The sequence below is a fragment of the Prosthecobacter sp. genome, from assembly GCF_029946185.1.
GTDB lineage: Bacteria > Verrucomicrobiota > Verrucomicrobiia > Verrucomicrobiales > Verrucomicrobiaceae > Prosthecobacter.
The window spans coordinates 1-25,857 of sequence record NZ_JAQSEA010000178.1; the positions used below are offsets into that span (position 1 = coordinate 1).

At 60.6% G+C, this 25,857-nt stretch carries 21 protein-coding genes; 15 read left to right on the forward strand and 6 right to left on the reverse strand.

Translation table 11 applies throughout. The features are described from left to right. The 11 genes from PSV43_RS15510 to raiA form a co-directional block, all read left to right on the forward strand. Positions 1–2,748 (forward strand): transglutaminase family protein (locus PSV43_RS15510; RefSeq protein ID WP_300199143.1); only part of this gene is annotated, 2,748 nt, incomplete at its 5' end. 126 nt (positions 2,749–2,874) lie between these two features. Beyond that, positions 2,875–5,406 carry a circularly permuted type 2 ATP-grasp protein gene (locus PSV43_RS15515; RefSeq protein WP_300199146.1) on the forward strand — a complete coding sequence of 844 codons (2,532 nt, stop codon included), beginning with the start codon at positions 2,875–2,877 and terminating at the stop codon, positions 5,404–5,406. Further along, entirely contained in the window at positions 5,406–6,284 is an 879-nt protein-coding gene (locus PSV43_RS15520) for a transglutaminase family protein (RefSeq protein WP_300199149.1), read from the forward strand. The genes PSV43_RS15515 and PSV43_RS15520 overlap by 1 nt, the downstream gene beginning before the upstream one ends. Before the next feature lie 75 nt (positions 6,285–6,359). Further along, on the forward strand, positions 6,360–7,838 hold the full coding sequence (locus PSV43_RS15525; protein WP_300199151.1) for a circularly permuted type 2 ATP-grasp protein: 1,479 nt from the start codon (positions 6,360–6,362) through the stop codon (positions 7,836–7,838). A gap of 9 nt (positions 7,839–7,847) precedes the next feature. Beyond that, the gene (locus tag PSV43_RS15530) at positions 7,848–8,903 is read left to right on the forward strand and encodes an alpha-E domain-containing protein (protein WP_300199153.1); all 1,056 of its coding nucleotides are present in this window, start codon (positions 7,848–7,850) and stop codon (positions 8,901–8,903) included. A gap of 32 nt (positions 8,904–8,935) precedes the next feature. Next, positions 8,936–9,787: a transglutaminase family protein gene (locus PSV43_RS15535; protein ID WP_300199156.1), complete on the forward strand. Its 852-nt coding sequence runs from the start codon at positions 8,936–8,938 to the stop codon at positions 9,785–9,787. 133 nt (positions 9,788–9,920) lie between these two features. Continuing rightward, positions 9,921–10,757: a 3-deoxy-8-phosphooctulonate synthase gene (kdsA, locus tag PSV43_RS15540; protein ID WP_300199159.1), complete on the forward strand. Its 837-nt coding sequence runs from the start codon at positions 9,921–9,923 to the stop codon at positions 10,755–10,757. Next, positions 10,744–11,283 (forward strand): hypothetical protein, encoded by a 540-nt coding sequence (locus PSV43_RS15545; protein WP_300199162.1) that lies wholly within the window; start codon positions 10,744–10,746, stop codon positions 11,281–11,283. Before kdsA ends, PSV43_RS15545 begins: the two co-directional genes overlap by 14 nt. A 1-nt stretch (position 11,284) precedes the next feature. Beyond that, a complete protein-coding gene (locus tag PSV43_RS15550) occupies positions 11,285–12,268 on the forward strand; it encodes an LptA/OstA family protein (protein ID WP_300199165.1) in 984 nt (327 codons plus the stop codon). 23 nt (positions 12,269–12,291) lie between these two features. Further along, positions 12,292–13,119, forward strand: a complete 828-nt coding sequence (lptB, locus tag PSV43_RS15555) for an LPS export ABC transporter ATP-binding protein (RefSeq protein WP_300199168.1) — start codon at positions 12,292–12,294, stop codon at positions 13,117–13,119. Between the two features lie 29 nt (positions 13,120–13,148). Next, positions 13,149–13,754: a ribosome-associated translation inhibitor RaiA gene (raiA, locus tag PSV43_RS15560; RefSeq protein ID WP_300199171.1), complete on the forward strand. Its 606-nt coding sequence runs from the start codon at positions 13,149–13,151 to the stop codon at positions 13,752–13,754. 361 nt (positions 13,755–14,115) lie between these two features. Here raiA and PSV43_RS15565 read toward each other — a convergent pair whose 3' ends face one another. From PSV43_RS15565 to PSV43_RS15575, 3 genes are all read right to left on the reverse strand, one after another. Continuing rightward, positions 14,116–15,924, reverse strand: coding sequence for a lysophospholipid acyltransferase family protein (locus PSV43_RS15565; RefSeq protein WP_300199174.1), 1,809 nt, complete (start codon positions 15,922–15,924; stop codon positions 14,116–14,118). Positions 15,925–16,014: 90 nt separating this feature from the next. Beyond that, complete coding sequence (pyrF, locus tag PSV43_RS15570) at positions 16,015–16,767, reverse strand: orotidine-5'-phosphate decarboxylase (RefSeq protein ID WP_300199177.1); 753 nt, start codon at positions 16,765–16,767, stop codon at positions 16,015–16,017. 383 nt (positions 16,768–17,150) lie between these two features. Next, positions 17,151–17,741, reverse strand: coding sequence for a hypothetical protein (locus tag PSV43_RS15575; RefSeq protein ID WP_300199180.1), 591 nt, complete (start codon positions 17,739–17,741; stop codon positions 17,151–17,153). 86 nt (positions 17,742–17,827) lie between these two features. On the opposite strand from PSV43_RS15575, the gene purE reads away from it, so the two are divergent. The 3 genes from purE to PSV43_RS15590 all read left to right on the forward strand — a co-directional run bounded on the left by purE (position 17,828) and on the right by PSV43_RS15590 (position 20,141). Beyond that, entirely contained in the window at positions 17,828–18,349 is a 522-nt protein-coding gene (gene purE / locus PSV43_RS15580; RefSeq protein ID WP_300199205.1) for a 5-(carboxyamino)imidazole ribonucleotide mutase, read from the forward strand. After that, positions 18,346–19,488: a 5-(carboxyamino)imidazole ribonucleotide synthase gene (locus tag PSV43_RS15585; RefSeq protein WP_300199183.1), complete on the forward strand. Its 1,143-nt coding sequence runs from the start codon at positions 18,346–18,348 to the stop codon at positions 19,486–19,488. The genes purE and PSV43_RS15585 overlap by 4 nt, the downstream gene beginning before the upstream one ends. A gap of 200 nt (positions 19,489–19,688) precedes the next feature. After that, the gene (locus PSV43_RS15590) at positions 19,689–20,141 is read left to right on the forward strand and encodes a transposase (RefSeq protein ID WP_300199186.1); all 453 of its coding nucleotides are present in this window, start codon (positions 19,689–19,691) and stop codon (positions 20,139–20,141) included. Positions 20,142–20,478: 337 nt separating this feature from the next. Here the strand turns inward: PSV43_RS15590 and PSV43_RS15595 are convergent, their stop codons facing one another. The 3 genes from PSV43_RS15595 to PSV43_RS15605 are packed head-to-tail and all read right to left on the reverse strand — an operon-like array spanning position 20,479 to position 22,676. After that, positions 20,479–21,051, reverse strand: coding sequence for an ACP phosphodiesterase (locus tag PSV43_RS15595; RefSeq protein ID WP_300199188.1), 573 nt, complete (start codon positions 21,049–21,051; stop codon positions 20,479–20,481). 55 nt (positions 21,052–21,106) lie between these two features. Further along, on the reverse strand, positions 21,107–21,460 hold the full coding sequence (locus PSV43_RS15600; RefSeq protein WP_300199191.1) for a hypothetical protein: 354 nt from the start codon (positions 21,458–21,460) through the stop codon (positions 21,107–21,109). 37 nt (positions 21,461–21,497) lie between these two features. Continuing rightward, entirely contained in the window at positions 21,498–22,676 is a 1,179-nt protein-coding gene (locus PSV43_RS15605) for a Gfo/Idh/MocA family oxidoreductase (RefSeq protein WP_300199194.1), read from the reverse strand. A 127-nt stretch (positions 22,677–22,803) separates the two neighbouring features. Here PSV43_RS15605 and PSV43_RS15610 point away from each other — a divergent pair, with 127 nt between their 5' ends. After that, positions 22,804–25,389, forward strand: coding sequence for a serine/threonine-protein kinase (locus PSV43_RS15610; protein WP_300199196.1), 2,586 nt, complete (start codon positions 22,804–22,806; stop codon positions 25,387–25,389). The last annotated feature ends 468 nt before the right edge of the window (positions 25,390–25,857 follow it).

Consider the following 25,857-nt stretch of genomic DNA (forward strand, 5'->3'; position numbering starts at 1 on the left):
GGTTACCTCATCCAGTTGAAGCCAGACGTGAAGTCCCTCGACGGCCCTAGCGGCTCGGAGGTGGATTTCACCGACCTCCACGCCTGGTGTGAGGTCTATCTGCCCGGCGCAGGCTGGGTCGGACTCGATCCCACCTCCGGCCTCTTCGCCGGAGAGGGCCACATCCCCCTCGCGGCCACGCCTGACCCCCAGAGCGCCGCGCCCATCAGCGGCGGGGCGGAATCCTGCGAAACGGAGTTCGACTTCGACATGAAGGTCACTCGTATTTACGAGTCCCCTCGCGTCACCAAGCCCTACACCGAGGAGCAGTGGGAAGAGATCGCTGCCTTGGGTCATGCCTTGGACAAAGAACTCGAAGCCAACGATGTACGCCTCACCATGGGCGGCGAGCCCACCTTCGTTTCCATCGACGATGCTGAAGGGGACGAGTGGAACACCACCGCCGTCGGGCCCATGAAGGCCAAGCTCTCCGACGTCCTGCTCAAACGCCTGCGCGACCGCTTCGCCCCCGGGGGCTTCCTGCACTATGGCCAGGGCAAATGGTACCCCGGTGAATCCCTGCCGCGCTGGTCCTATGGCTGCCATTGGCGCAAGGACGGCCAGCCACTCTGGGCCCATCCCCATCTGTATGCCGACATGCAGACAGACTACGGCGTGAATGAGACCCACTCCGCACGCTTCGTCCACGCCTTGGCCGAGCGCCTTGGCTGCAGTGACCAGTGGATCATGCCCACGTATGAAGATGCCTTCTACTACCTCTGGCGCGAGCGCAAGCTGCCCGTGAACGTGGACCCCCTCAAATCCAACCTCAAAGACAAGGAGGAGCGCACCCGCCTCTCCAAGGTGTTCGAGGCAGGGCTCGACAAAATCATCGGCCACGTGCTGCCCCTCAAACCGGCGGACGAAGGCTGGGAAACCGGTCCGTGGTTCCTGCGTGCCGAACGCTGCTACCTCGTGCCGGGAGATTCACCCATCGGCCTGCGTCTCCCGCTCGATTCACATCCTTGGGTCAAGACCACCGACTACCCCTATCATCACGAGCAGGACCCGATGGAAGACCGCAATCCGCTGCCCCCACGGCAGCATTTTGTACGCGGCATCGCTGGCGTGCCGCCCTCATTCTGGGAAAAACTCGCGCAGCGCCGTGGCCCTTCCAGAGCACAAGGTCTCACCGGGGAAGAAGCACAGCCGCAAGGCATCGATCCCGCCGCCCAGCCCCCTTCGGTGGGACAATCCGCTGACAAAGTCGTGCGTACCGCCCTCTGCGTGCAGCCGCGGGATGGCAAGCTCTTCATCTTCATGCCACCGACGAAGACCCTGGAGGAATACCTCTCCGCTCTCGGTGCCGTGGAAGACGTGGCGCTTGCGCTGGATCAGCCCGTCGTCATCGAAGGCTATGCCCCCCCCTTTGACCCACGCCTGCACGTGCTCAAAGTCACCCCTGACCCGGGCGTGATCGAAGTGAACGTCCACCCCGCCAAGAGCTGGGACGAAATGGTCAACATCACCGAATCCATCTATGACGAAGCGCGGCAGACCCGCCTTGGCACCGAAAAATTCATGGTCGATGGCCGCCACACCGGCACCGGCGGCGGTAATCACATCGTCATGGGCGCGGAAACGCCCCAGGACAGTCCCTTCCTTCGCCGCCCCGATCTTCTGCGCAGCCTCACCAGCTACTGGCAGAATCATCCGTCGCTCTCGTTCATGTTCGCCGGCATGTTCATCGGCCCCACCAGCCAGAGCCCGCGCATCGACGAAGCCCGCAACGATGCGCTCTATGAACTCGAAGTCGCCTTTAAAGCCGCTTCTGAAGCGAAGCAAGTCACCCCCTGGCTGGTGGACCGGTTGTACCGCAACCTCTTCATCGACTCCAGCGGCAACACCCACCGCGCCGAGTTCTGCATCGACAAGCTCTACTCGCCAGACAGCAGCACCGGCCGCCTCGGCCTCCTCGAAATGCGCGGCTTTGAAATGCCGCCCCATCCGCACATGAGCCTCGCCCAGGCCCTCATGCTGCGCACTCTCATTGCCCGTTTCTGGAAGGAGCCCTACGAGGCGCCGCTCGTGCGCTGGGGCACCGACATCCACGACCGCTGGATGCTGCCACACTTCGCCTGGAGCGACATCGAGGACGTCTGCCATGACACCCAGCAGGCTGGGTTTAAGCTGAAACCCGAGTGGTTCTCACCGCATTACGAGTTCCGCTACCCGCTCAGCGGTGACTGGTGCACCCGCAACGTGAACGTGGAAATCCGCCAGGCCTTGGAGCCTTGGCACGTGCTCGGTGAAGACAACGGTGCCGGTGGTGCCGTCCGCTTCGTCGACTCCTCCCTCGAACGCATTCAAATCAAGGCGCAGGGCATGGTGGAAGGCCGCTACGCCATCACCTGCAACGGCCGCACCGTGCCCATGCATCCGACCGGCACCAATGGCGAATACGTCGCCGGCGTGCGCTACCGCGCCTGGCAGCCGCCAAACTGCCTGCAACCCACCGTCGGCGTCCATTCACCGCTCACGATTGACCTCGTCGATCAGTGGAATCAGCGCTCCCTCGGGGGCTGCACCTATCATGTCGCCCACCCCGGTGGCCTCAGCCACGAAACCTTCCCGGTGAACTCCTACGAAGCCGAAAGCCGCCGCTACTCCCGTTTCTTCCGCCACGGTCACACCCCCGGGAAGATGAAGGCAGAGCCACCCAAGCCAAACCCCGAGTTCCCCTTCACCCTGGATCTGCGGAACAGCTGAAAGTGAAGAAACGGGATGCACGATGCATGAACGATTCCTACTATCGTCACCAGCAAAGCTGCCCACGCATTGATTTTCCAATCCCAAAGCTCCACCGCCGCCGCCTCTCCCGCTCCACAACGGGTCATGGCATCGCGCGTGGACGGCCCTGAGTCCCGCGGCCATTACGATGAGCTGCGGGATGCCAGTGGCAAGGTGCGCCCGCATTACGAGCCCGTCATTGCCGATCTCCAGCGTCGGGACGCCACCGGCATCAAACGTCTGTCGGACACCGCCCGCCGCCTGCTGGCAGAGCGCGGCGTCACCTTCAACATCTATGATGACAAAGGCATGGACACCCCGTGGCACATGGACCCGGTGCCCTTTGTCATCTCGGCGCGTGAATGGGTGGGCATTGAGAAGGCGCTGATTCAGCGTGCCATGCTTCTGAACGCGATTTTGACTGATAGCTATGGCCCGCAGCAGTTGATCCGGGATGGCAGCATGCCTGCCGCACTCGTGCTCGGTCAGCCCGGCTATCTGCGGCCCTGCCACGGCATCAAGCTGCCGAACGCCAAACCGCTGCAGGTTTACAGTGCCGACATCGCCCGTTCACCCAATGGGCAGTGGTGGGTCATTTCCGATCGCACCCAGATTCCCACCGGCTCCGGCTACGCCTTGGAAAACCGCCTGATCACTTCGCGGCTGCTGCCAGACGTGTTTCGTGACGCGCGCGTGCGCCGTCTCGCCGGGTTCTTCCGCCAGATGCAGCAATCCCTTGCCGCCCTGGCACCTCGGCCCGTGGAGGAGCCGCGTGTCGTGCTGCTGACACCCGGGCCGTACAATGAAACCTACTTTGAACAGGCCTACCTCGCCCGCTACCTCGGCTACACGCTGGTGGAAGGGGAAGACCTCACCGTGCGCGATGACCGGGTCTATTTGAAGACTCTCAACGGCCTGGAGCAGGTGGATGTGATCCTGCGCCGCGTGGATGACGATTTCTGCGATCCCTTGGAGCTGCGCAACGATTCCATGCTCGGCGTTCCCGGCCTCGTCCGCGCCGTGCGTGCCGGCAATGTGTCACTGGGAAATGCGCTGGGCTCAGGCCTCGCCGAAGCACCCGCGATGATGGCCTTCCTGCCGGGTTTGTGCCGCAAACTGCTGGGCTCGGAACTGCTCATGCCCTCCGTCGCCACCTGGTGGTGCGGGCAGGAGCGGCCACGTGGCGAGGTGGAAAAAAATCTCGACCGCATGGTCATCAAAAGCGCCTTCCGCGTGCGCGGACGTGAGGCCTGCTTTGGCGGCCGCCTCACCGGTTCTGAACGTGCCTCCCTCGCTGAACGCATGCGCTTTGCCCCGGACCGCTGGGCGGCGCAGGAAAAAATTTCTTTCTCCACCGCACCTATGTGGGAGGACGGCCATCTCGTGCACAAGCCGGTGAGCGTGCGGGTGTATCTCGTCGCTACCAAGGACGGCTATATGGTCATGCCCGGAGCTTTGACGCGTGTGGCCGCCAGCATGGACTCCCCCCTGGTGTCCATGCAGAAAGGCGGCACCAGCAAAGACACCTGGGTGCTCAATGAAGGGCCGGTGGAAAACGTCACCCTGCTCTCCACCACCAGCACTCCGGTGGAACTCCGCCGCACAGGGCACAATCTCAGCAGCCGGGTCGCGAATCATCTCTACTGGCTCGGGCGCTACGCAGAACGCGCTGAATCCAGCGCCCGCCTGCTGCGCTCGACGCTGCTGCGTTGCTCACCGGAAAGCGGCATGAGCGAAACGCCCCTGCTGCTCCCGCTGCTGGAGGCATTGAAGTGTCTCACTGTTCTCGATGATGTGCCGGACGCCGCCGCGTTGGCCTCCCAGCAGGAGCATCTCGAAGCCCGGCTGCTTGAGGCGGTGTTTGATGCCAATCACCCCACCAGCATTCGCTCCTGCGTGACGCACATCCAGCGCATCGGCGTCTTGCTCCGGGACCGCATTTCCGTCGATACTTGGCGCATCATCAGCCAGCTCGGGGACGCCCTGGACGCCTATGACAACACCCCCAGCGTCACACCCATGTCTGACGCGCTGAACGTGCTCACCCGCATCATCCTCGAACTCGCCTCCTTCCATGGCTTGGCCAAGGAAAACATGACGCGCGCCCAGGGCTGGATGTTCCTCGACGTCGGCCACCGCATTGAGCGCACGGTGTACATCTGCGAGCTGCTGCGCGCCGGACTGCGCAGTGACGATGCGGAAAATCCGAGTTTGCTGGAGGCCATTCTGGAGGTGGCTGACAGCACCATCACCTACCGCAACCGCTACAGTCTGCTGCCACAGCTCGCTGCAGTGTATGACCTGCTCATGCTCGACGAACTGAATCCGCGTGGCCTGCGCTTCCAGTTTGAGCGCATTCGCCAGCAGTTCAAGCATCTGCCACACGAGCAAAGCTCAGCAGTGCTCACGCCGGCGATGCGTGTGTTTCTGGAAAACAGCACTCGCCTGCAGTTGTGTGATCCCACCGAACTCGCCCGTGTCGAACCGGGCGCTTGGGCGCAGACCCAGGTGGCCAAGCTTCTCACTCAGCTCATCGAGGCCATGCCGATGCTCAATGATGCGCTGACGGCCGGTTACTTCGCACACTCCACCATTAGCAGCAGCGAGGAAACGCCTGCTGACATCCAATCCACGTGATGAACTACCGCATCACTCATCGCACAACGTATGAATACAGCTCGCGGGTGGTCGTGTCACACCATGCCGCCCGTCTGCGCCCACGAGACACGGAAACGCAGCGCTGTCTGGAGTTCAGCCTCAGCTTTGAGCCGGAGCCGGATCTGCTCACCGAGCACACCGATTCCTTTGGCAATCAGGTCTCCTGCTTCTCCGTGCAGAAGCTTCACAAGCACTTCGAAGTCATCTCACGCAGCTTTGTCTCGCTGATGCCCGTCTTGCAGCCGGACCCGCTCCAGACGCCGCCTTGGGAGAGCGTTGCCGCGATGTTTCGTGATCCCGTGCCGGTGGATTTGCTGGACCCCTGCCAGTTTGTATTCGGCAGTCCGCTGCTCCTGCATGAAATGCCGCTGCGTGATTTTGCGCTGCCCAGTTTCACGAAGGGACGCCCCGTACTGGCCGCCGCCGCAGATCTCTGCCGCCGCATCCATCGTGAGTTTGTCTTTGATCCGAAGGCGACCACGATCAGCACACCGCTGAACGAAGTGCTGGAAAAAAAGCGCGGCGTCTGTCAGGACTTTGCACATCTCGCCATCGCCAGCCTGCGCGCCATGGGGCTGCCCGCACGCTACGTCAGCGGTTACCTGCGCACCCATCCTCCCGCAGGCAAGCCACGGCTGCAGGGCGCCGATGCCTCACATGCCTGGGCCTCCTGCTTTGTCCCCGGCTTTGGCTGGGTGGATTTCGACCCCACCAACAACTGCTTCACTTCGCTGGACCACATCACCGTGGCCATCGGGCGTGACTTCTCAGATGTCAGCCCCGTGCGCGGCATCATCACCGGCGGTGGCAAGCATACGGTCAGTGTCGGCGTGGACGTCGAACCGGTGGGAGCTTAATTATGACCTCCCTGCCGATGCTGATTGCAAAGCGTTTGGAAATTTGGCACAACCCTTGCTAAGTAATAAAAGACCATGTCGTCACTGTTTAACGACTACCAACCAGAGAGCTTCTTCGACGAGGTGTTTTCCAAAACCGGGAAAGCACGTTCGCACTACGGAGCCATGCTTGATAGTGTAGGTTCACTCAACCCATCCGAATACTCCGCGCGCCAAAAAGCCGTGGATGCCACGTTCCTTCGCCAAGGCGTGACATTCACCGTTTACGGTGATGATCAAGGCACGGAGCGCATTTTCCCCTTCGATCTCATGCCGCGCATCATCCCGCAGCGTGAGTGGGAGAGGGTGGAAGCCGGACTCATCCAGCGCATCACCGCGCTGAACCTCTTCCTCGACGACATCTACCACGGCCAGAAGATCATCACGGACAAGGCCGTCCCTGCGGAGCTCGTGCTCTCCGCCTCGCATTACCGGCCTGAGTTCCGCGGCATCAAGGTGCCCCACGGCATCTACATTCACATCTGCGGCACCGACCTCGTGCGTGATGGCAAGGGCGACTACTACGTCCTCGAAGACAACGGCCGCTGCCCTTCCGGCGCTTCCTACATGCTGGAAAACCGCAATGCGATGAAGCGCGCCTTCCCCGGCCTGCTGCAGCAGCTGCCCGTGCGTCCGGTGGACGCCTACGGCTCCATGCTGCGTGAAACACTCGCGCATCTCGCCCCCGGCAGCGTGCTTGATCCTGTCATCGTGGTGCTCACCCCCGGCATCTACAACAGCGCCTACTTCGAGCACTGCTACCTCGCCAAACAGATGGGCGTGCCGATCGTCGAAGGCCGCGATCTCATCATCCGCAATGATCGCGTGTTCATGCGCACCACCAAGGGGCTGGAGCAGGTCCACGTCATCTATCGCCGCATCGACGACGATTTCCTCGATCCTCAGGTGTTCCGCAAAGACTCCCTCCTCGGCGTGCCCGGCATCATCAACGCCTATCGCAAAGGCCACGTCGCCCTCGCCAACTCCATCGGCACCGGTGTGGCCGATGACAAGGCGGTCTATGCGCTCGTGCCGCAGATGATCAAATACTACCTCGATCAAGATCCCATCCTGCCGAACGTGCCCACTCATCTGGGCGTCGATCCCAAGGAGTGCTCCTACATTCTCGACAACCTCGACAAGCTCGTGGTCAAGGCGGTGAACGAGTCCGGCGGCTACGGCATGCTCATGGGGCCGCATGCTTCGAAAAAAGAGCGCGCCGATTTTGCCGAACTCATCAAGAAGAACCCCCGCAACTACATCGCCCAGCCCGTGCTGCAGCTCTCACGCCATCCCGTGTTCGTCGATGATCATTTTGAAGGTCGTCACATCGACCTCCGCCCCTACGTGCTCTGCGGCGACCGTGTTCGCGTCGTTCCCGGTGGCCTCACCCGCGTGGCCCTGAAAAAAGGCTCGCTCGTCGTGAACTCCTCCCAAGGCGGCGGCAGCAAGGACACCTGGGTGCTCTGGGATGACCCCCTCGACATGCCTGCCGAAACCTCACCCGCCGCCTGATCACACGCCATGCTTAGCCGAGTCGCAGACAGCATTTACTGGATGGCACGCTATGTAGAGCGTGCAGAAAACCTCTCACGCCTCTTGCTTTCCACGCAGGACCTCCTGCTGGATGCCGGAGCCGAGGGCGTCGATGAAGCGCAGTTCTGGCAGCCCCTCCTCGCCACCACCGGCGATGAAGAGGCCTACTCCAAGCTGCACAAAAAAATCAAAGGCAAGGACGTCACCGAATTCCTCGCCCTGCGCGCCGACAATCCCAATTCGATGCTCAACAGCATCCGCGCCGCACGCGAAAACGCGCGCACGGTGCGGGATCAGATCTCTGATGAAATTTGGGAATCCCTGAACTCCCTGCGGCTTTTTGTCGAATCTGCCGAAGGCAAGGCGATGCACCGCACGCAGAGTGCCGCATTCTATGAGCGCGTCTTGCGCGGGTCCTATGAGTTCCAGGGCATCGCAGACTCCACCACACCACGGGGTGAGATCTGGCACTTCCTCCGCCTCGGCACCTGCCTGGAGCGTGCAGACAAAATGTCCCGTCTGCTGGACACCTGCTCCGGCTTGTCCCTCGAACTCCCACCCCACGCGCAGGCCAGACCGCTGCGCTGGGCCGCACTCCTGCGCTCCTGTTCCGCCTGGCATGCGTTTCAGGCGTCTCACCGCCGCCTCGTTCCATCCAAAATCATCGCCTATCTGCTGCTCGACGAGACCTTCCCGCGCTCCATCGCCTGCTGTGTCGCAGAAGCTGAATCCGCCCTGAAATCGCTCTGCGCGAATGCCGGCCTGAAAGGCATGCCCTTGCCTCTGCGTCATGTGGGCCGCTTGCGCGCAGATCTGGCCTACACCACCGTCGAAGAAGTCCTCGCCACCGGTTTGCATGAATACATCGACGATTTGCAGTCACGCCTGAATCAAATTGGTGAAGCCATCTTCCAGACCTTCGTGCAGCACGCAGATCTCGCGCTGTTGCCTGAGGAGACCCCGGTGGAAAGCATCGCCTCAGGCGCATACCACACCTACGCGAACGAAGATCTTCAGGCCCAGTTTCAGCAGCAAAAGCAGTAACCACATCGTCGGTAACTCCTGCTGCACGCGACATGCGATTCCGAGTCTTCCATCGCACCCGCTACGTTTACCGCGTGGCGGTGCGTGACAGCTACAACGAAGTGAGGCTGCGGCCCGTCACGGACGACAAGTCGCGTCTCGAATTCTTTCTGCTCAACGTCAATCCTCCCGCCCGGCTGCAGCACTTCCGCGACAACTGGCTCAACTACGTCCACTATTTCGACATTCCAGAGCCGCATACGGAGCTGATCATCGAGTCCCAGTCCACGATCAACACCACCAATCCCTACCAGGATGGCAAGCCCCTCGGAGTGCCCTTTGCAGCGCTCAAAAGCGGCATGGACGAAATGGTCGCACCCTTTCTCGGCGACAGCCATTATGTCGCGGTTACCCCTGAAGTCTGGCGCCTGGGCATCGACATCCGCAATGACAGCAACGACATCTTTGAAACCGCCGAGGCGGTGATGCAGCACATCTTCCGCGAATGGAAGTATGAGCCGAAGAGCACCACGGCCTCCACTCATATGAACGAGGTCCTGCAGAAAAAGCAGGGCGTCTGCCAGGACTTCGCGCACCTCATGATCGGCATCTGCCGCTCGCTCGGCATTCCAGCACGCTACGTCAGCGGTTATCTCTACAACGGCCCCGAAGCGCACTTGCGCGGGGCTCAGGCTTCCCACGCTTGGTGTGAGGTCCACGTCCCGGGAAAAGGCTGGTTCGGCCTCGACCCCACCAACGACACCCTGGCCGATGAGCGCCACATCCTCATCGCCACCGGCCGTGATTACCAGGATGTCGCCCCCATCTCCGGCCACTACAATGGCCCGCCCGGTTCAACGTCGGCGCTTCAGGTCGAGCTCGAAGTGTGTCGCTTGGATGCATAATTCCTTGCGAGAATCTTCCGTTGTCTTTCCTACCCTGCCCGCTACATTTCATCCACAGCGGGTCGCGCAACGGGGTTGGAAATATTCAAAACCGATTCTGGAGCGAGGCTCCTAGAATCAATATTAAGTTTTTATGGGGTTGTTCTCTCTTCCGGTAGTGAAAATAGGGTCTGTGTCGATGGATGGCACGGAACCGGTCCTGATGCTCGGCCCTTGCGTGATCGAGAGCGAAGATTTCATCTGGAGCGTGGCCGAAAAACTCGGTGCCATGGCGCAGCAGTACGGCTGGCGCTGGATTTTCAAAGCCTCCTACGACAAGGCCAACCGCAGCGCCATTTCCTCCTATCGGGGTCTCGGCTGTGAGGCCGGCTGCAAGCTCCTGGCCCAGATCGGCGCGAAACTGGGCGTGCCCGTGACCACGGACGTCCACAGCGTCGAAGAAGTCAAACAAGCCGCAGAACACATCGACCTCCTGCAAATCCCTGCCTTTCTCTGCCGCCAGACGGATCTGATCGTCGCAGCCGGTGAATCCGGCCGCGCCGTGAATGTCAAAAAAGGCCAGTTCCTCGCCCCGTGGGACGTGCGCAACATCGCCGACAAGCTGGCCAGCGTCGGCTGCCAGAATTTCATGTTTACCGAGCGCGGCACCACCTTTGGTTACAACAATCTCGTCGCCGACATGCGATCTCTCTACTGGATGAGGGAGCTCGGATATCGTGTGGTGATGGACGCGACGCACAGTGTGCAGCGCCCCGGCGGGCTTGGTACCGCGACTGGCGGAGATGGCAAACTGGCCCCCGTGCTCGCACGCGCTGCGGTCGCCACCGGCTGCGACGGCGTCTTCATGGAAACTCACCCGGATCCCGCCAACGCCTTTTCAGACGGCCCCAACCAAATCCCACTTTCGCAGATTGCCGAAGTGGTCGAAACCCTGCGGAAAATTCATGGCCTCGTTCGTGACATCACTTGAGCGGCTCTACCGCCGCAGGCTCGCGCTTTCCATCACGCTCGGCGTGCTGGCCGGTTTCGTCATGTTTGCTTCCGCACAGCAGTCCGCCACGGCGGACTCCGGCCTCAGCGCTTTTCTCCAAATGGTCCCTCCGGGTGCCGTCAACACGGGCGCGGTCATCCCCTCCTTCGACTCCACCGGCCGCCGTACCTCGCTAATCACCGCAGACATGCTCCGTCGCGTGGATGACGAGCGTATCTATGCAGAGAAACTGGTGGTACAGATGTTCAACGCGGATCCAAAAAACGACATGCGCATCGACTTGAAAACCGCCTTTTATCAGATGGCCGGCAGTGGTGGCTTGTTGCGCAGCACGGAGCGCAGCCACGTGAGTAGTCCCGATTTCCACATCGAAGGCGACAGCCTCATCTTTGACACCGCCAAGAACCAGGGCCGCATGACTGGAAACATCCACATGGTCATCTTTGACAGCAGCACTCTCAGCAGCGAGGTACCTCCCCCCGCTGCATCACTCCCCACCAAGTGACATGAAGACGTCCTACATACTGTACATTGCCCTGCTCATCAGCAGCGCTGGCTCCTTGGCACAAGGTCCGGAGAGCTCTCGCCCGCTCTTTGATTTTCGCAAAAAGAAGGTGGATGAAGAGACCAAATCCAAAGCGATTGATGCGGCCAGGAATGCCGTCAAGCAGGTGCCGGATAACATCCAAGACAAGGCGAAGGAGCTGCTGCTCTCTCCCGAAAGCGCTGAGATGCGCCAGAAGGCACTGCAAGCCGCCCAATCGGTGATGCAGGGCACCCCTTCCAGTCCCGCCGGGGCGACGACAACCCCCGCCACAGAAACAGCGCCTGCCCCATCGGCGCCCATAGTTGCCGTGGTTGCCCCTCCGCCCTCCGGCCCCCAGCCACAACCTTTGCAGCCCCTGAATCTGGACGAGGCCCCCAAAGCCACCAAAAGCCAGATCGACATCACCGCGCAAAAAAGCTCCTTCTTTGATGGCAATACAAACTACGCCATTTTTACGGGCGACGTGAAGGCCCGCCATCCTCAGATGTATATCGAGTGCGAGGAATTGGAACTCTTCATGGCCAAGCAAGGCGGCAGCGTCCTCGGCGCTCCCAAGCCCAAAACAACCCGCCCTGCAGCCAAGGATGCGGACATCCTCGCCGCCCCCAAAAAGGCGGCCAACTCCGCTCCCCCCATCGACAAAGCCGATGCGCGCGGTCCCATGGTCACCATTGAGAAAATTTCAGAGGACGGTGAACTGCAGATCGGTCACTGCAAACACCTGATCTATGACGGCAAAACCGAGCGGACCACCCTCCTTGAATGGCCCCAGGTGCAGGCTGGCAATCAGTTGCACAAAGCCACCGAAGCAGGCTGTATCATGATCATCGAAAAGACCGGCAAGCTGACCACCACCGGTGGGCATGAGACGATCATTCTCCAGGGAGATGAAGTCACGCCCCGGAGGAACGGTATGAATTCGCCCGCACCCGCACCGCAGTGAACATGGCTACGCGAAAGAAAAAAATGAAGAATGAAGATGGCAGGGAAACTCTGCCCTCCTTGGATCTTGCAGACACCCGGCAGGTCGTGACCGACTCGGGTGTGCCTCAGGCCATCATTCCAGACAAGAACACACTCCTGCACACGGAAGGACTGAAAAAAGTCTATGATGGCCGCGCCGTGGTCAACGGCGTCGACATTGAAGTCAAAAGCGGTGAGATCGTCGGCCTGCTCGGCCCCAACGGTGCCGGCAAGACCACCACCTTCTACATGATCGTGGGTCTTGTGCAGCCCAACGGCGGCAAGGTGATGTTTGATGGCAAAGACACCACCAATCAGCCCATGTACATGCGCTCCAGGCTCGGCATGGGCTACCTGCCGCAGGAGGAGTCCATCTTCCGCCGCCTTAGCGTGCGTGAAAACATCATGGGCGTGATGGAAACTCAGCCTTTCACCCGCAAAGAGCGTGAGGAGCAGACCCAGTCCCTCATGGAAAAATTTGGCATCGATCATGTCGCGGATAACATGGCCATCACCCTCTCCGGCGGTGAAAAACGCCGTCTCACCATCGCCCGCTCCCTCGTCACCTCGCCCAAGCTGCTCATGCTCGATGAGCCCTTCAGCGGCGTTGACCCCATCGCCGTCAGCGAAATTCAGGAGATCATCCGCATGCTGCGCGCCGCTGGTCTCGCCATTCTCATCACCGACCACAACGTACGTGAAACTCTCAATATCGTGGATCGTGCCTACCTCATCTTTGAGGGCAGGGTGCGCCGCCACGGCACCAAAGATTTTCTCGTCAATGATGATGAAGCCCGCCGCCTGTATCTGGGCGAAGGGTTCACCATGTAAAATTAACCCAACCAAAAAGGAGAAACACCATGCAAAAACACAACGTCAACCTCCCAATCATCGTCACCGCACGACACATGGAAGTCACCGATGCGATCCGTGAGTACGCTCATAAAAAGATCGAAGGACTCCACCTTGACTATCCCCGCATCATTGAGGCCAAGGTCGTGCTCGACGTCCAGAACCATCACCGCCACATCGCGGAAATCATTCTCTTCTGCGCCGACCACATCGTCATCGAAGTCAAGTCCGTCACCGAAGACATCTATGCTTCGATCGACGAAAGCGCCGCCAAAATCGCCCGGCGCATGCGCAAGTACAAGACCCGTCTGCTCAGGACCCATCGCCCCCGCGGAGAAGTCTCCATCCGTCACATTGAGGAGCAGGTCTTCCACCAGGAAGTGCTGCACACCGAAGAAGAGCACGTCGAGCCTTCCTACGTGCACAAGGAGAAGTACAAAATCCGCCCCCTCTATGCTGACGAAGCCTTGATGGACCTCGAAATCAGTGATCGCCCCTTCGTGATCTTCCACAATCAGAAGACCCACAAGCTCGCCCTCCTGTTCCGCCGCAAGGATGGCGACTACGGCCTCATCGAACCCGAAATGGAAGCCACCAACGGCACCCACAAATAACCAGCAGCATCTGCTGGATTCACTCACGGAGCGGCCTGGATTCAGGCCGCTTCTTTTTTGTGGCTGGCAGGATACTGCTTTTCAATAGTTCGTGGTATGAAGCATCCAACCCCAAAGGGGTTGTGCACCATAGCGAAGGGTTGCCGAGCCCTGGCGAGGCTACCCTGGTGCTGCCGTCCCCTCTGGGAAGCAAAGCCAATGCTCCGTAACACCTCACGGCTACTAGCAGCGTCTGCAAGTAGTCCCGCATGCAGGGCGAGGTTGCCGTCAGCTCACTCACCTCAATGCCTTTCGTGTTGGGCGGTGTTGCATACCCCGGAGGTATAATCCACCACAACCACAGTTCACGAAGCGGCCTGATTCAGGCCGCTTCTTTTTTGTGGCTCGCGAGATACTGGCGGCAGTTTTCCTCACCCATGTACTTGGACAGCAGCCGAGGGTCAGTCTCCGTGAAATCGACCATGATCAGACCATCAACCACCGATGAGAAATCCTTGTCCACGTTGAAGCTCAGCAGCGTCGCATTCAGCTTCAGGTAGTGCTTCAGCAGAATCGGGATACCCTTGCCGTCCGTTTCCAGGCTGGAGATCAGCGCAGAGCAGTCGTCCACGTTTTGCAGATCCGCGCTGATGAACTCGCGCATCATCCGCCGCGTCTTCATGTAGCGGAAGGGATTGCGCGCCTTCACAAAACTCGAGAGGTGCGGGTGCATGCGGTTGTCCTGCAAAAACTCCACGATCATCTTCCGCGACAGGCTGCTGTAATCCTTGCTGATGCTCACCGGGCCAAACAGCTTTTTGTAGTGCGGATTGCGCGAGATCCAGTGCGCGATGCCCTTCCACAGCAGCGGCAGCGTGGCGAGATTGCGCTGGTAAGCCTTGATGATGAAACTGCGCCCCATCTCCACCGCATGTTCCAGATTGGCCAGGAACGGCTTTTCAAACCGGAACAGCGTGCTGGTGTAAAGCCCCTTGGAACCATACTCGCGCAGAATAATGTCTGCCCGTCCGAGACGGTAAGCCCCGGCGACTTTTTCCTTCTCCTCATCCCACAGAATGAGGTGCTCGTAGTAGCGGTCGTACTTGTCGAGGTCGATGTCGTTGCCGCTGCCTTCGCCCACTTCACGGAAAGTGATTTCGCGCAGGCGGCCGATCTCCGGCAGCAGCGCAGGAATTTCATGCGAATGCGCCTGATAGACGGACAAATTGCCTTGCCCAACCAGACGGCCACCACGCGCACGGATGCGGTCGATCTCCTCCACCATGTGCGCCTGCTGCGTTTCAGACGGCGGTATGATCGTGATATTTTCACCCGCAACAGTCAGTTTGGCCATCTCCTCCTTGCCGCGCTGATGCAGCACAAAAGTGTGAATGCGCAGGTAGCGGGTGAGGGATTCGTCATCCTCAAATTTCTTCAGGCGCGAGAAGGGGATGGGCTGCCCCACGTTCATCTGCACCAGGGTGTTCTCGCGGTTGCAGAACTCGCGCAGCAGCAGTCCCGTGCGCAGCCGTGGGTGGATCATCCCTGCGGCATGAAACAGTGCGCTGTTGGAGCCCGGGAAATAAACGGGCAGCACCGTCGCCTGCGTGCGGCGCACCAGCGAGCCCACGTGGTTGCTCCACGCCGGTTCCTCGACGCCGCGTCCGGGTTTGTAGGAAGCCACTTCCCCCGCTGGGAAAATGATCAGCGCACCACCGCTGCGGAGCAGTCGGATCGCCTCTTTCATCGGCCCCAGGTTGCGTTTGGCCGCGCCTTCACCCCCAAAGGGGTCCACGGGAATCACATGCGCTGCCAGTTCCTCCATGGCCAGCAGCATTGAATTGGTCATCACCTTCATGTCAGGCCGGAACCGCCCCACCCAGCGCGCAAGCATGACGGGATCGATCACGCCAAACGGATGATTGGCCACGATGATCAGCGGCCCTTGCTTCGGAAACGAAAACTCCGCCGGCAGATCGGCTTCTTCCTGCAGCTTGAACGCATGTGCTGCCGAATCAAACCACGCGAACACATTGGGATGCTGCGGGTGCAGCTTGAACAGCCGTGAGGTTTCCCGGTAGCAATCCTCAAAGCCACGAAACCCCAGCGCCTTTTCCAGGGTGGGTCCGATCAGACGGTAAATCCTTTTCTGGAAGGGTGTTTTGAGATGCTCGCTGAGGTCGATTACCATGGATGTCTGTGGAGACCACACATCCTCTCGAATGCGCTTCAATCAAGCTCCATCCGCTTTTCGATTTGACCATTCTTCAAAATGAAAGTGTCAGTTCAGCGCACCCTGAATCTGCTTCATCCAGTGCTCCGCACGCGCGGCAAAACTCAGCTCATCCTTTTGATACAGAACGCCTCGGGACACATTCACCAGCAGCGGCGCTTTCCGCCCGCTGCCTTTCAGGGCCCCCAGATCGCCACCTTGCGCGCCCAGTCCCGGAATCAGCAGCGGCACGTCCGGGATGTGATTCAGCACATCCGGTGCCGCATTCGTCAGCCCCACCACCAGCCCCGCCTGCGGGTGCCCCGCCGTCATTCCCGCCACGATTTCATACACCTGACGGTCGCCCGCCTGCTGCAGCTCAATGTCCTTCGCGCCCGGATTCGAGGTCACGCCGAGCAAATACAGCCCCTTGTCCGTGTATTTCAAAAACGGCTCCAGCGTGTCCCGGCCCATGTAGGCATTCAGCGTCACCGCATCCACGTTCATCGCCTCAAAACAGGCCTTGGCGTAATATCCTTGCGTCTCGCCGATGTCTCCGCGTTTCACATCCAGCACCACCGGAATATCTGAGGGGATCTCCTGCAAAATCTCCTCCAGCATCTTCATCCCGCGCCAGCCCAGCGCCTCAAAGTACGCCGAGTTCGGCTTAAAAGCCGCCGCATACGGTGCCGTCTGCGCGATCACATCCAGAATCCACCGCTTGGTCGATTCTTCCGCATTCTCCGCCCGCACATCCAGCCCCACACAGAGATTGGATCCAGTTTTGGCGATGCGTTGATTCAGTTTGTCGAGAAAGGTCATGTTCCTGTGCTTGGCACAGCCTTCGGCCTCGGGCAAGAGGCTTGCTAAACGATCACCCGCCGACTCGGGGACTCCGACCGCGATCATTGGATCGCACGGCCCTTTTGGACTCTGACCCTCTGGATGCCGGAGCCATCTGGATCGCGCGGCCCCCTTATGGAGTTTGACCTTCTGAATGGCGTAGCCATCCCAGCCTGTAGCGAGGGGTTGAGCGAAGCGACACTCCTCGAACGCGCACCCTCATCACCCAGCAGGCGTTCGCATAGCGCAGCGATGCCAGCACCCCAGCCCCTTTCTTCGCTCTGTTCCCAAAGTCTTTTTTAAGCCTGGCCCATGTTAAATCCCCGTCTCATCTCTGGTCGCCCTGAAACCCGCGAAGAACATCAAGGAGGAGTCCTGGCCTTGAATCGCACCCGGCCTTCGTACTGGCTGAAATCGATCTGCTTCATCCGCCCGAGCAGCCAAATCTCCCGCTCCTGCCCGGGATGGTCCGCCAGTCCCTGCCACTTGTTGGCTGCACGCAAAACTCCCAGCATGTGAGTCAGCTTTGACTCCAGACCAGCCTCATCCGGGATGCGGCTCTTGAGACGCTGAATGCTCTTCAGCATCAGCAGCGGTCCGCTCAGAAACAGCTGGCTTATTACATAGGCCGTTCCCCTCAGCTCCTGCCCTTGGTGGTCCGCCGCACGCAGCCACATCGTTTCGCCGCTGCCTGTCAGATCTGGGCAAAAGACAGATTCCGCATAGCTCTCAAAGCTCTGGCCGCTTTTCCAAGTGCGCCATCCGCTCAAGGTCATGACGATCACCATCACCCAGCTCAGCCACGTGGCATGCGTCCCGGAGAGATTGAATGCATCCAGCAAGGCCATCGCCACCCGTTGCAGGAACACCCACGTCAGCGCATAGCACACCGCACTGCCCGCGAGACCGAGTGCCGCCCACACGATCTGGCTGCGGTTGAATTCTGAAATCATGACAGGCACCCTACAAGGCTCTGGCAAATCTCATCCAGAAAAAATTTGTGCCCGGCCACCCTGCCGCCATTCTGCCAGCTTTCCCGATGAGCAACACCTCCGCCAGCCAGCCCCTCGTGGGCATCATCATGGGCTCCAGTTCCGACTGGCCCACGCTCCAAAACGCCGCCCAGGTGCTCACCGACTTCGGCATCCCCTTTGAAAAGAAAGTCGTCAGCGCCCACCGCACGCCCCAGCTTCTCTACGATTACGCCACCACCGCCTCTCAGCGCGGTCTGAAATGCATCATCGCCGGTGCCGGCGGTGCCGCGCATCTTCCTGGCATGACCGCCAGCATGACCACCATCCCCGTCCTCGGCGTCCCCGTGCAAAGCCGCGCCCTCAGCGGCGTGGACAGCCTCTACTCCATCGTCCAGATGCCCGGCGGCATCCCCGTCGCTACCTTCGCCATTGGCAACGCAGGCGCCCTGAACGCCGGACTCTTCGCCGTCTCCATGCTCGCGAATGATAATCCCGAGCTCGTCGAAAAACTGAAAATCTTCCGCGAGCGCCAGACGCAAAAGGTGCTCGAAAGCCAGAAGGAACTCGAAGTCGAACCCAAGGCATGAAGTTCCCGCCTCCCTCGACCATCGGCGTCCTCGGCGGCGGCCAGCTCGGCCGCATGCTCGCCCTCGAAGCCCGCCGCGCCGGTCATCGCATTGCCATCTTCACCGACGAACCCCAGGGCTGCCCCGCCGGCCAGTTCGCCGACCTCGAAATCAACGCCGCCTACGACGACACCACCGCCCTGAACAACTTCCTGCAGCAGGTCGATGTCGTCACCGCCGAATTCGAAAACATCCCCGCCGCCTGCCTCGCCGCCGTCGAAGCCGTGAAGCCTCTGCGCCCCGGCGCCAAGGCCCTCATCACCACCCAGCACCGCGAGCGCGAAAAAAACTTCCTGCGTGATCAAGGCATCGCCTGCGCCCCCTTCCGAGTCATCGACGACCTCGCCGGACTCGAAGCCGCCGTCGCCGCGCTCGGCCGCCCCTGCGTCATCAAAACCGCCGCCTTCGGCTACGACGGCAAAGGCCAGTGCAAAGTCACCGCAGACACCAACCTCGCCGAAGCCTGGAGCGGCTTCACCGGCCAGCGTGCCGTCGTCGAGCAATGGGTCACCTTCGACTGCGAAGTCTCCGTCGTCGGCGCCCGCAGCATCGATGGCAGCATGGCCACCCACGGCTGCGTCGAGAACCAGCACACCCACCACATCCTCGACGTCACCATCGCCCCCGCCCGCGTCGATCCCAAGATCACCCAGCAAGCCATCGCCCTCTGGCAAGCCGTCGCCGAAGGCCTCGACTACGTCGGCACCATGGCCGTCGAAATGTTCGTCACCACCGACGGCAAAGTCATCGTCAACGAAGTCGCCCCCCGCCCCCACAACAGCGGCCACTACACCATCGACGCCTGCCTTACGAACCAGTTCCAGCAGCAGCACCGCGCCATCTGCGGCCTCCCCCTCGGCGATGCCACCCAGCACACCCCCGCCGTCATGGTCAATCTCCTCGGCGACGTCTGGCCCGCCCCCCTCATCCACCCCGACTGGTCCCCCGTCCTCAATCACCCACGCGCCAAACTCCACCTCTACGGCAAACGCGAAGCCCGCCCCCGCCGCAAAATGGGCCACTTCACCGTCCTCGGTGACACCATTGACAAAGCCCTCAAAGACGCCCTCGCCATCCGCAAGGCGTTAGGGATTGGCTAGGTGCATCCGCGAACGCGACAGCGTCATGGAGTGCGGTGGGAAGCGCAGCGCCACACCGCTTTCGAGCCGGTGTAGCATGCACAAAGGCCAAAGAACCTACGTCCGGCTGACGGAAAGCGGCGTCGCGCCTAGGCTTGCCGCACGCACTCCACGACGCTGTCGCGCTTGCTTCACACCAGACCATTCCGTAGCATTCTCCAATGCCCCCCGACAATGATCCGAAGCTCGCATGGCCTCATGCGCCGCTCCATCGGCTCGGCACCCACGGCATCTACTTCGTCACCGCCGCCACATACCTCAAAGAACACCACTTCCGTAGCGCCGCTCGCCTCGCCGTTCTCCATCGCGGCCTCCTCAAAGTCTGCGCCGACTTCGACTGGCGCCTAGAAGCCTGGACCGTCTTCTCCAATCACTACCACTTCATCGCCGAGTCACCCGATACCGCCGAGAGCCTCCCCAAAATGCTCGGACTCCTCCATGAGAAAACCGCCAGGTGGGTGAACAAGCTAGATCGTACACCCGGCAGAAAAGTTTGGCAAAACTATCGCGAAACCCAGCTCACTTATGAGCGCTCCTATCTCGCACGGCTGAACTACACCCATCAAAACGCCGTCAAGCACGGCCTCGTCTCCAAAGCCGCCGATTACCCCTAGTGTTCCGCCGCTTGGTTCGAGCGCCACACCAGCAAGCCACTGGTCGAATCCATCTATCGCTTCAACACACAGCGCATCCAAGTCCCCGACGACTAAGAAGTCCACGCAGATTGGTAAAAACGCGACAGCGTCATGGAGTGCGGTGGCAAAGATGCGAGGCGCAAGCCTGCATCGACGACACCGCTTTCGAATCGGTATAGCATGTGCAAAGTCCAAAGGACTCGCGTCCGGCTGACGGAAAGAGGTGCTGTATGCGAAAAGGCCAAGATGCCGCGCACACGTCCAACGAGCCCCTCCGTGCTTCATTCCTCTTCAGGCATCCCCCGCCTCTCCCCCCTCACCCCTCCATCACATGCGCCTTCATCTCCGGAAAAAACGCCTCAAAGTCCTCCCGAAACCCTTCGTACTGCTCTTCTAGCACCGCCATCGCCGCCGCCAGATCAAACGGAAAGCGTAGCCTGTGGGACATCCGCCGCAGCGTCATTTCGATGCCCGACAAAGTCGCATACGAACACAGCCAGTCACCCGCCCGCATGTGCTCCAGCACCGTGCACGCCTGCGCCGGAATGTGTCGCTGCACCTGCTCCACCGAGTCGTAAAAGCCCTGCACAAATTCTCCCAGCGGTTCCTTGCTATGCACATTCCAGCCCGCCGCCAGGAAGTGATCATAGAAGATATCCGTCAGCACCCCACCATAGCGCCGAAACGGCTTCTCAAACCTCCGCACACTCTGCCTCACCAGCGGATGCGCATCCGTGAACGCATCAATTCTCCGATGCCTCGCAATCCCCCGCTGAAATCCCTCCGGCAGCCCCACCATCTCCCACGGCCCCACCCAGTCCGGCAACAAATTCCCCACCCGAAACTCCACCTCCGGCTCCGACAAGTAAAGATGCGCCAGCCAGTTCATGAAGCAGAATGAACGATCTTTTCCAAAAATCGAGTCTCTGCGCATCTCCCTTCGCTCACGTGCGCTCAAACCACGGTGACCAGAAGGGATAAAGCGCCGCGATCAGACCATGAACCGTGAAGATCAAAAACATCCAGGAAAACAGCTTTATGTGTAGGCTTGGCTTTAATCCCAAAAGTATTCGGCTGACGGTAACGACGCCGAAAAGGTGATAGGCGATGCCCGCAAAACCAGAATAGTGGACGACGCGCACCCAGCTTGAATCGGGATCTGCATGCGCGAGCACAAAGCCAATCATCTGCGGCCCAGCCGTGATCGTCCCCCAATACACCTCCCACATGTTTTCAAGCACTGCTGGGAGTGCCGCAATGAGCAGGATGTAGCCGAGTAGATTGAAAGCTCTTAGCATGTCAGCAATGTGGGTTGTGCTCGGGCGGGCTGCTGCCTCACACCCCCACCCACGTCTTCTTCTCACTGCTCTCCAAAATAGCCTCACAAAGCTTGATCTCGTGGTGCCCGTCCTCCGCCGTCGCAAACAGCACCGGCGTCTGCTTACCACTGGCAATGTGCTCATAAATGGCACGGTAGTGCATCTTGTGGCCATCGCTGAAGCCTTCGGCGTGGCCGGGGGGATAGTCGGTGTAGTTGGCGACGTCTTCGAGGAAGCCGGGGGTGCCGCGCTGGAGGATTTGATTCGGCTCATCGCGACGCCCCAACGTGATCTCATTCGGCTGCTGCAAATCCCACCGCACGCTGCCCTTGGTGCCGTAGACGCCAAAGCTCAGGCTGCATTTCCAACCGGCGGCCACCTGCGAGATGCTGGCATTCGCATGCACGCCATCTGCAAAGCCGTGCTTCGCTTTGCCAAATTTGAGCAGCACGCTGCCGAAGTCTTCCGTATCGACTTGATAGTCCACCATCTTTTTCGGGTCCACTTTCGCAAAGGTCTTCACCTCGCCTTTGGGGCGTTTGCGGGTTTTGTAGAAGGTCTCGATGTGCGCAAAGACGCTCTGTGTTTTCGCGCCGAGCACGAATCCGACGGCGTCGATCCAATGCGTGCCGACATCACCCACCGCGCGCAGCTTGCCGCCTTCGCTGGAAAGGATGCGCCAGTTGTAGTCGGTCTCATGCAGCAGCCAGTCCTGGAAAAAGTGGCCCTGCACGTGGATGATCTTGCCCAGGTCACCTCGTGCTACCATGGCGCGCATTTGCAGGATGGCGGGGAAGAAGCGGCACATGTAGTTCACTGCGAAAACCGGGCCCTTCTTGCCACCTTTGCGCACCGCATCCACCACCAGCTGCGTGTCCTTCGTCGTCATGCCCAGCGGCTTTTCGCAGATGACGTGCTTGCCCATGGCCAGTGCGTCCAGGCATTGCTCGACGTGAACCTTGTTTGGCGAGGTGATGTGCACGACGTCGATGTTCGGGCTGGTATGCATCGCCTCATAATCGTAGTCGCCATAGATCTCCGGAATGCCCCACAGATTGCCCACCTGGCGCGCGCTCTTCGTGGAGCCACAGATGCCGTTCACGGTCACGCCGAGGCGCTTAAGTGCCTCAATATGAACGGGTCCGATGAAGCCGGTGCCGATGATGCCGGCGCGAAGTTGGTGAAGGGGTGTCATGCAGGTGCAGTGAAGCGCGAGGAGGGGCTTGGTCAATGCAGCAAAGTACTCGCTGCATGATTTGGTGTATCATGCTGTATGATTTGGTGGATCATGCTGCGTTCTTAAGGATACTCAGCGCGTGCTCATGCCTCCAGATTCCAATGATTTCTCAGCTCCCCCACCCGACGATGGGGCTGGGCCGTTGGAATGGGGCGATGAAAAACCCGGCGATGTCCTTGGCCCCTATCGGCTGATCGAAAAACTCGGCGAAGGTGGCTTCGGCCTCGTCTGGCGTGCCGAGCAGTCGCAGCCCTTGAAGCGCGAGGTGGCGCTGAAGCTCCTGAAGCGCGGCATGGACTCGCGCCAGATCCTCGCCCGCTTCGAGCAGGAGCGCCGCATGCTCGCGGCCATGGAGCATCCCTGCATTGCCACCATGCTGGATGCGGGCATGTCCCCGGACGGGCGGCCGTTTTTTGTGATGGAGCTGCTGCGCGGCAGGCCCATCACTGCGTTTTGCGAAGAGCAGCATCTGACGCTGCGGGAGCGCATCACGCTGTTCCGGGAGGTATGCAGTGGCGTGCAGCACGCGCACCAGAAGGGCGTCATCCACCGGGACCTCAAGCCCTCCAACATCCTCGTCACCGAGGTGGATGGCCGGCCCGTGCCGAAGATCATCGACTTCGGCATCGCCAAGGCCCTCGCCTCCGGCGGCATCGAGGCCATGACCTTCGCCACGCAGGCGAATTTCGTGATGGGCACGCCGCAGTACATGTCCCCGGAGCAGATCGAAGACGTGGGCAGCGTGGACACCCGGAGCGACATCTACGCGCTGGGCACCGTGCTGTACGAAATGCTCACCGGCAGCCCGCCCTTTGCCGAAGTCACCAGGCAGGGCCAGAGCCGGCAGGAGTTCTGGCGCATCATTCGCGACAAAAATCCGCCACGTCCTTCCACCAGTTTCACCACCAAGATCCTTCCTGCGCCCTCACCCGCCCAAGAGGTGCGCATGGATGTCTCCAAGCTGCCGGCGGATCTCGACTGGATCGCCCTGCGCGCCCTCGAAAAAGAGCCTCAGCGCCGCTACCAGAGTGCCGCCGAATTCGCCGCCGACCTGCAATGTTTCCTCGATGGCGCACCCGTCTCCGCACACCCGCCCAGCGCGGCCTACATCGCCTCGCGCTGGATCAAACGCCACCGCGTCGCCTTTGCAGCGGCTTGCTTCAGTGTGCTGGCACTGGTGAATGGGGCGGGCATGGCCATCTGGCAGGCAAAGCTCGCCCGTGAGGCGCAGGGACGGGCCGAGTCCGAGGCCTTGCGCAGCCGTGAGTCCGCTTCATTCCTCACCGACCTGCTCAAGGAAGTCGCCGATGAAGTGCGCAATGGCCGGAATCCCGAGGCCCTGCGGCTGGCGCTCATCACCAGCCAGCAGCGGATCGAAGACATGCGCGAGGACCCGGATCTGCAAATCGAGCTCATGGGCCAGGTGGCCCGTCTGTTTGATCTCATGAGCGACCGCAAGTTGTCTCTGGTTGCACTGCGTCGCAGCGCGGAGCTCACCGCTGCACGTTTAGGCCCTGAAAATCCCGCCGCACGCGAGGCCGCCTTTCAGCACATCATCATGGAAGTCGATCACGGGTCCAGGATCGAAGCGGTGGATCTGCTCAAAGCTCTGCGCACGCACATTGAGGAGCATGAGGGGCGCGGCAGCCAGAACTGGTTCCGGGCGCAGGGCATGCTGGTGCGCGCGTGGATCAAGCTCCGCCGTGGCAAAGACGCGGCGCAGGCCAGTGCCGAGGCGGTGGCCGAAGCGCGCCAAAAGCAGCTCAGTGGCGTGGCGCTGCACCAGATTCTCATGTCCAACGCATCGGCGCTGGAGGCGGCCGGGGAGTTTGATGCGGCGGAGAAGCAGATTCAGGAGTGCATCTCCCTGGCCACGCAGCGTGGCGAAGTCGCCAAGCACCAGTGGGAATTTGATATTCGGCTCGTGGAACTCATGATCCATCGTGGCAACCATGCGCGTGCCGCTGAAATGCAGGGTGCTGTGGTTCAGCGTCTTAAGGCGCTGCCAGAAGCCGCCAACCTGCCCCATCAGCTCATCTGGCTGGCCGAGATCGAAAATCGCGCCCGCCTGCATGATCAGGCCATCCAGCACACCCAGGAGGCCATCGAAGTCATCCAGCAGCGCACCGCTGCCATCTCCAAGGAGGATGCTCGCGCCAACACCCTGCGGGAGGACATGCAGGTCGCGTTTGAAGCCCAGAGCGCCGCTTATTGCGGCTTGAAGCAACCTGATGCAGCCATCGCCGCCGCGCAGGAAGGGCTGCGCGTCGCCCAGCAGGGGGGCAATGAAACCTACATGACCCGGGCCCTGGCCGCGCTGGCTGGGGCCCAGGAGTCGGCCGGGCATCTGGAGGAGGCCTGGCAGCTGCATCACCAGCTCTATGAAAATCACGCCGAACACAACGCCACCTACAAGAACCGTCTGGACGACCTCCGCGCCATGGCCCTGATCCGCCAGCGCCAGGGCCGCCTCCCCGAAGCCCTCGACCACGCCCGCGACGCCTGGCACCAGACCCTCGCCGAGCCCTCCTCCAAATTGGAGCCCGACTACCTCGAATACATGGCCGACTTCGCTCTGAAAATCTGGAAGGCGGTGAAGGCGGCGGATCCGATGGCGGCGGTGCCGGAGGAACTGGGGGCTTGGGAGGGGGCGGTGAAGGGAAAGGGGTGAGGGAGCGGAGGCGGCTGGAGGTCAGGAATCGTCATGCTGAGTGAGTGATGCTTTTGCGAGGAAATGGGGGTTTTGGTGTGTCGGATTCGGCAATCTTGCAGGTTGGTTGCGGTTGGGGTGGCTCGGGTCAGGTTTGGACAGGATTTACAGGATGGCGGAATTCACAGGATTTTTTGGATGGGATTCAAGGACCCGCTGTTGTTGGTGTGTGTCAGGGGCGGGGAGGAGGGGAGAAGGATACGGGTGTTTTTCTCTGACTCGGTTCAGGTTTGGACAGGATTTACAGGATGACAGAATTCACAGGATTTTTTTGGATGGGATTCCGACACGCTGCTGTTGTTGGCGTGTGTTTGGGGAGGGGCGAGGGTGCTGTGTGTGTGGGGGGCGGAATTGATTTTTTACCACAGAGGCCGAGCCGAGGGCACAGAGGGGCTGAACTGTCCGGAACTCTGATTCATATCTCTGTGA

Coding starts and splice junctions, on each gene's coding strand:
- PSV43_RS15535 (WP_300199156.1), top strand. CDS start 8,936: ATGCGATTCCGAGTCTTCCATCGCACCCGCTACGTTTACCGCGTGGCG.
- PSV43_RS15525 (WP_300199151.1), top strand. CDS start 6,360: ATGTCGTCACTGTTTAACGACTACCAACCAGAGAGCTTCTTCGACGAG.
- PSV43_RS15610 (WP_300199196.1), top strand. CDS start 22,804: ATGCCTCCAGATTCCAATGATTTCTCAGCTCCCCCACCCGACGATGGG.
- PSV43_RS15600 (WP_300199191.1), bottom strand. CDS start 21,460: ATGCTAAGAGCTTTCAATCTACTCGGCTACATCCTGCTCATTGCGGCA.
- PSV43_RS15590 (WP_300199186.1), top strand. CDS start 19,689: ATGCCCCCCGACAATGATCCGAAGCTCGCATGGCCTCATGCGCCGCTC.
- PSV43_RS15520 (WP_300199149.1), top strand. CDS start 5,406: ATGAACTACCGCATCACTCATCGCACAACGTATGAATACAGCTCGCGG.
- lptB (WP_300199168.1), top strand. CDS start 12,292: ATGAAGAATGAAGATGGCAGGGAAACTCTGCCCTCCTTGGATCTTGCA.
- PSV43_RS15585 (WP_300199183.1), top strand. CDS start 18,346: ATGAAGTTCCCGCCTCCCTCGACCATCGGCGTCCTCGGCGGCGGCCAG.
- PSV43_RS15550 (WP_300199165.1), top strand. CDS start 11,285: ATGAAGACGTCCTACATACTGTACATTGCCCTGCTCATCAGCAGCGCT.
- PSV43_RS15595 (WP_300199188.1), bottom strand. CDS start 21,051: ATGAACTGGCTGGCGCATCTTTACTTGTCGGAGCCGGAGGTGGAGTTT.
- pyrF (WP_300199177.1), bottom strand. CDS start 16,767: ATGACCTTTCTCGACAAACTGAATCAACGCATCGCCAAAACTGGATCC.
- PSV43_RS15565 (WP_300199174.1), bottom strand. CDS start 15,924: ATGGTAATCGACCTCAGCGAGCATCTCAAAACACCCTTCCAGAAAAGG.
- PSV43_RS15530 (WP_300199153.1), top strand. CDS start 7,848: ATGCTTAGCCGAGTCGCAGACAGCATTTACTGGATGGCACGCTATGTA.
- PSV43_RS15515 (WP_300199146.1), top strand. CDS start 2,875: ATGGCATCGCGCGTGGACGGCCCTGAGTCCCGCGGCCATTACGATGAG.
- purE (WP_300199205.1), top strand. CDS start 17,828: ATGAGCAACACCTCCGCCAGCCAGCCCCTCGTGGGCATCATCATGGGC.
- raiA (WP_300199171.1), top strand. CDS start 13,149: ATGCAAAAACACAACGTCAACCTCCCAATCATCGTCACCGCACGACAC.
- kdsA (WP_300199159.1), top strand. CDS start 9,921: ATGGGGTTGTTCTCTCTTCCGGTAGTGAAAATAGGGTCTGTGTCGATG.
- PSV43_RS15605 (WP_300199194.1), bottom strand. CDS start 22,676: ATGACACCCCTTCACCAACTTCGCGCCGGCATCATCGGCACCGGCTTC.
- PSV43_RS15575 (WP_300199180.1), bottom strand. CDS start 17,741: ATGATTTCAGAATTCAACCGCAGCCAGATCGTGTGGGCGGCACTCGGT.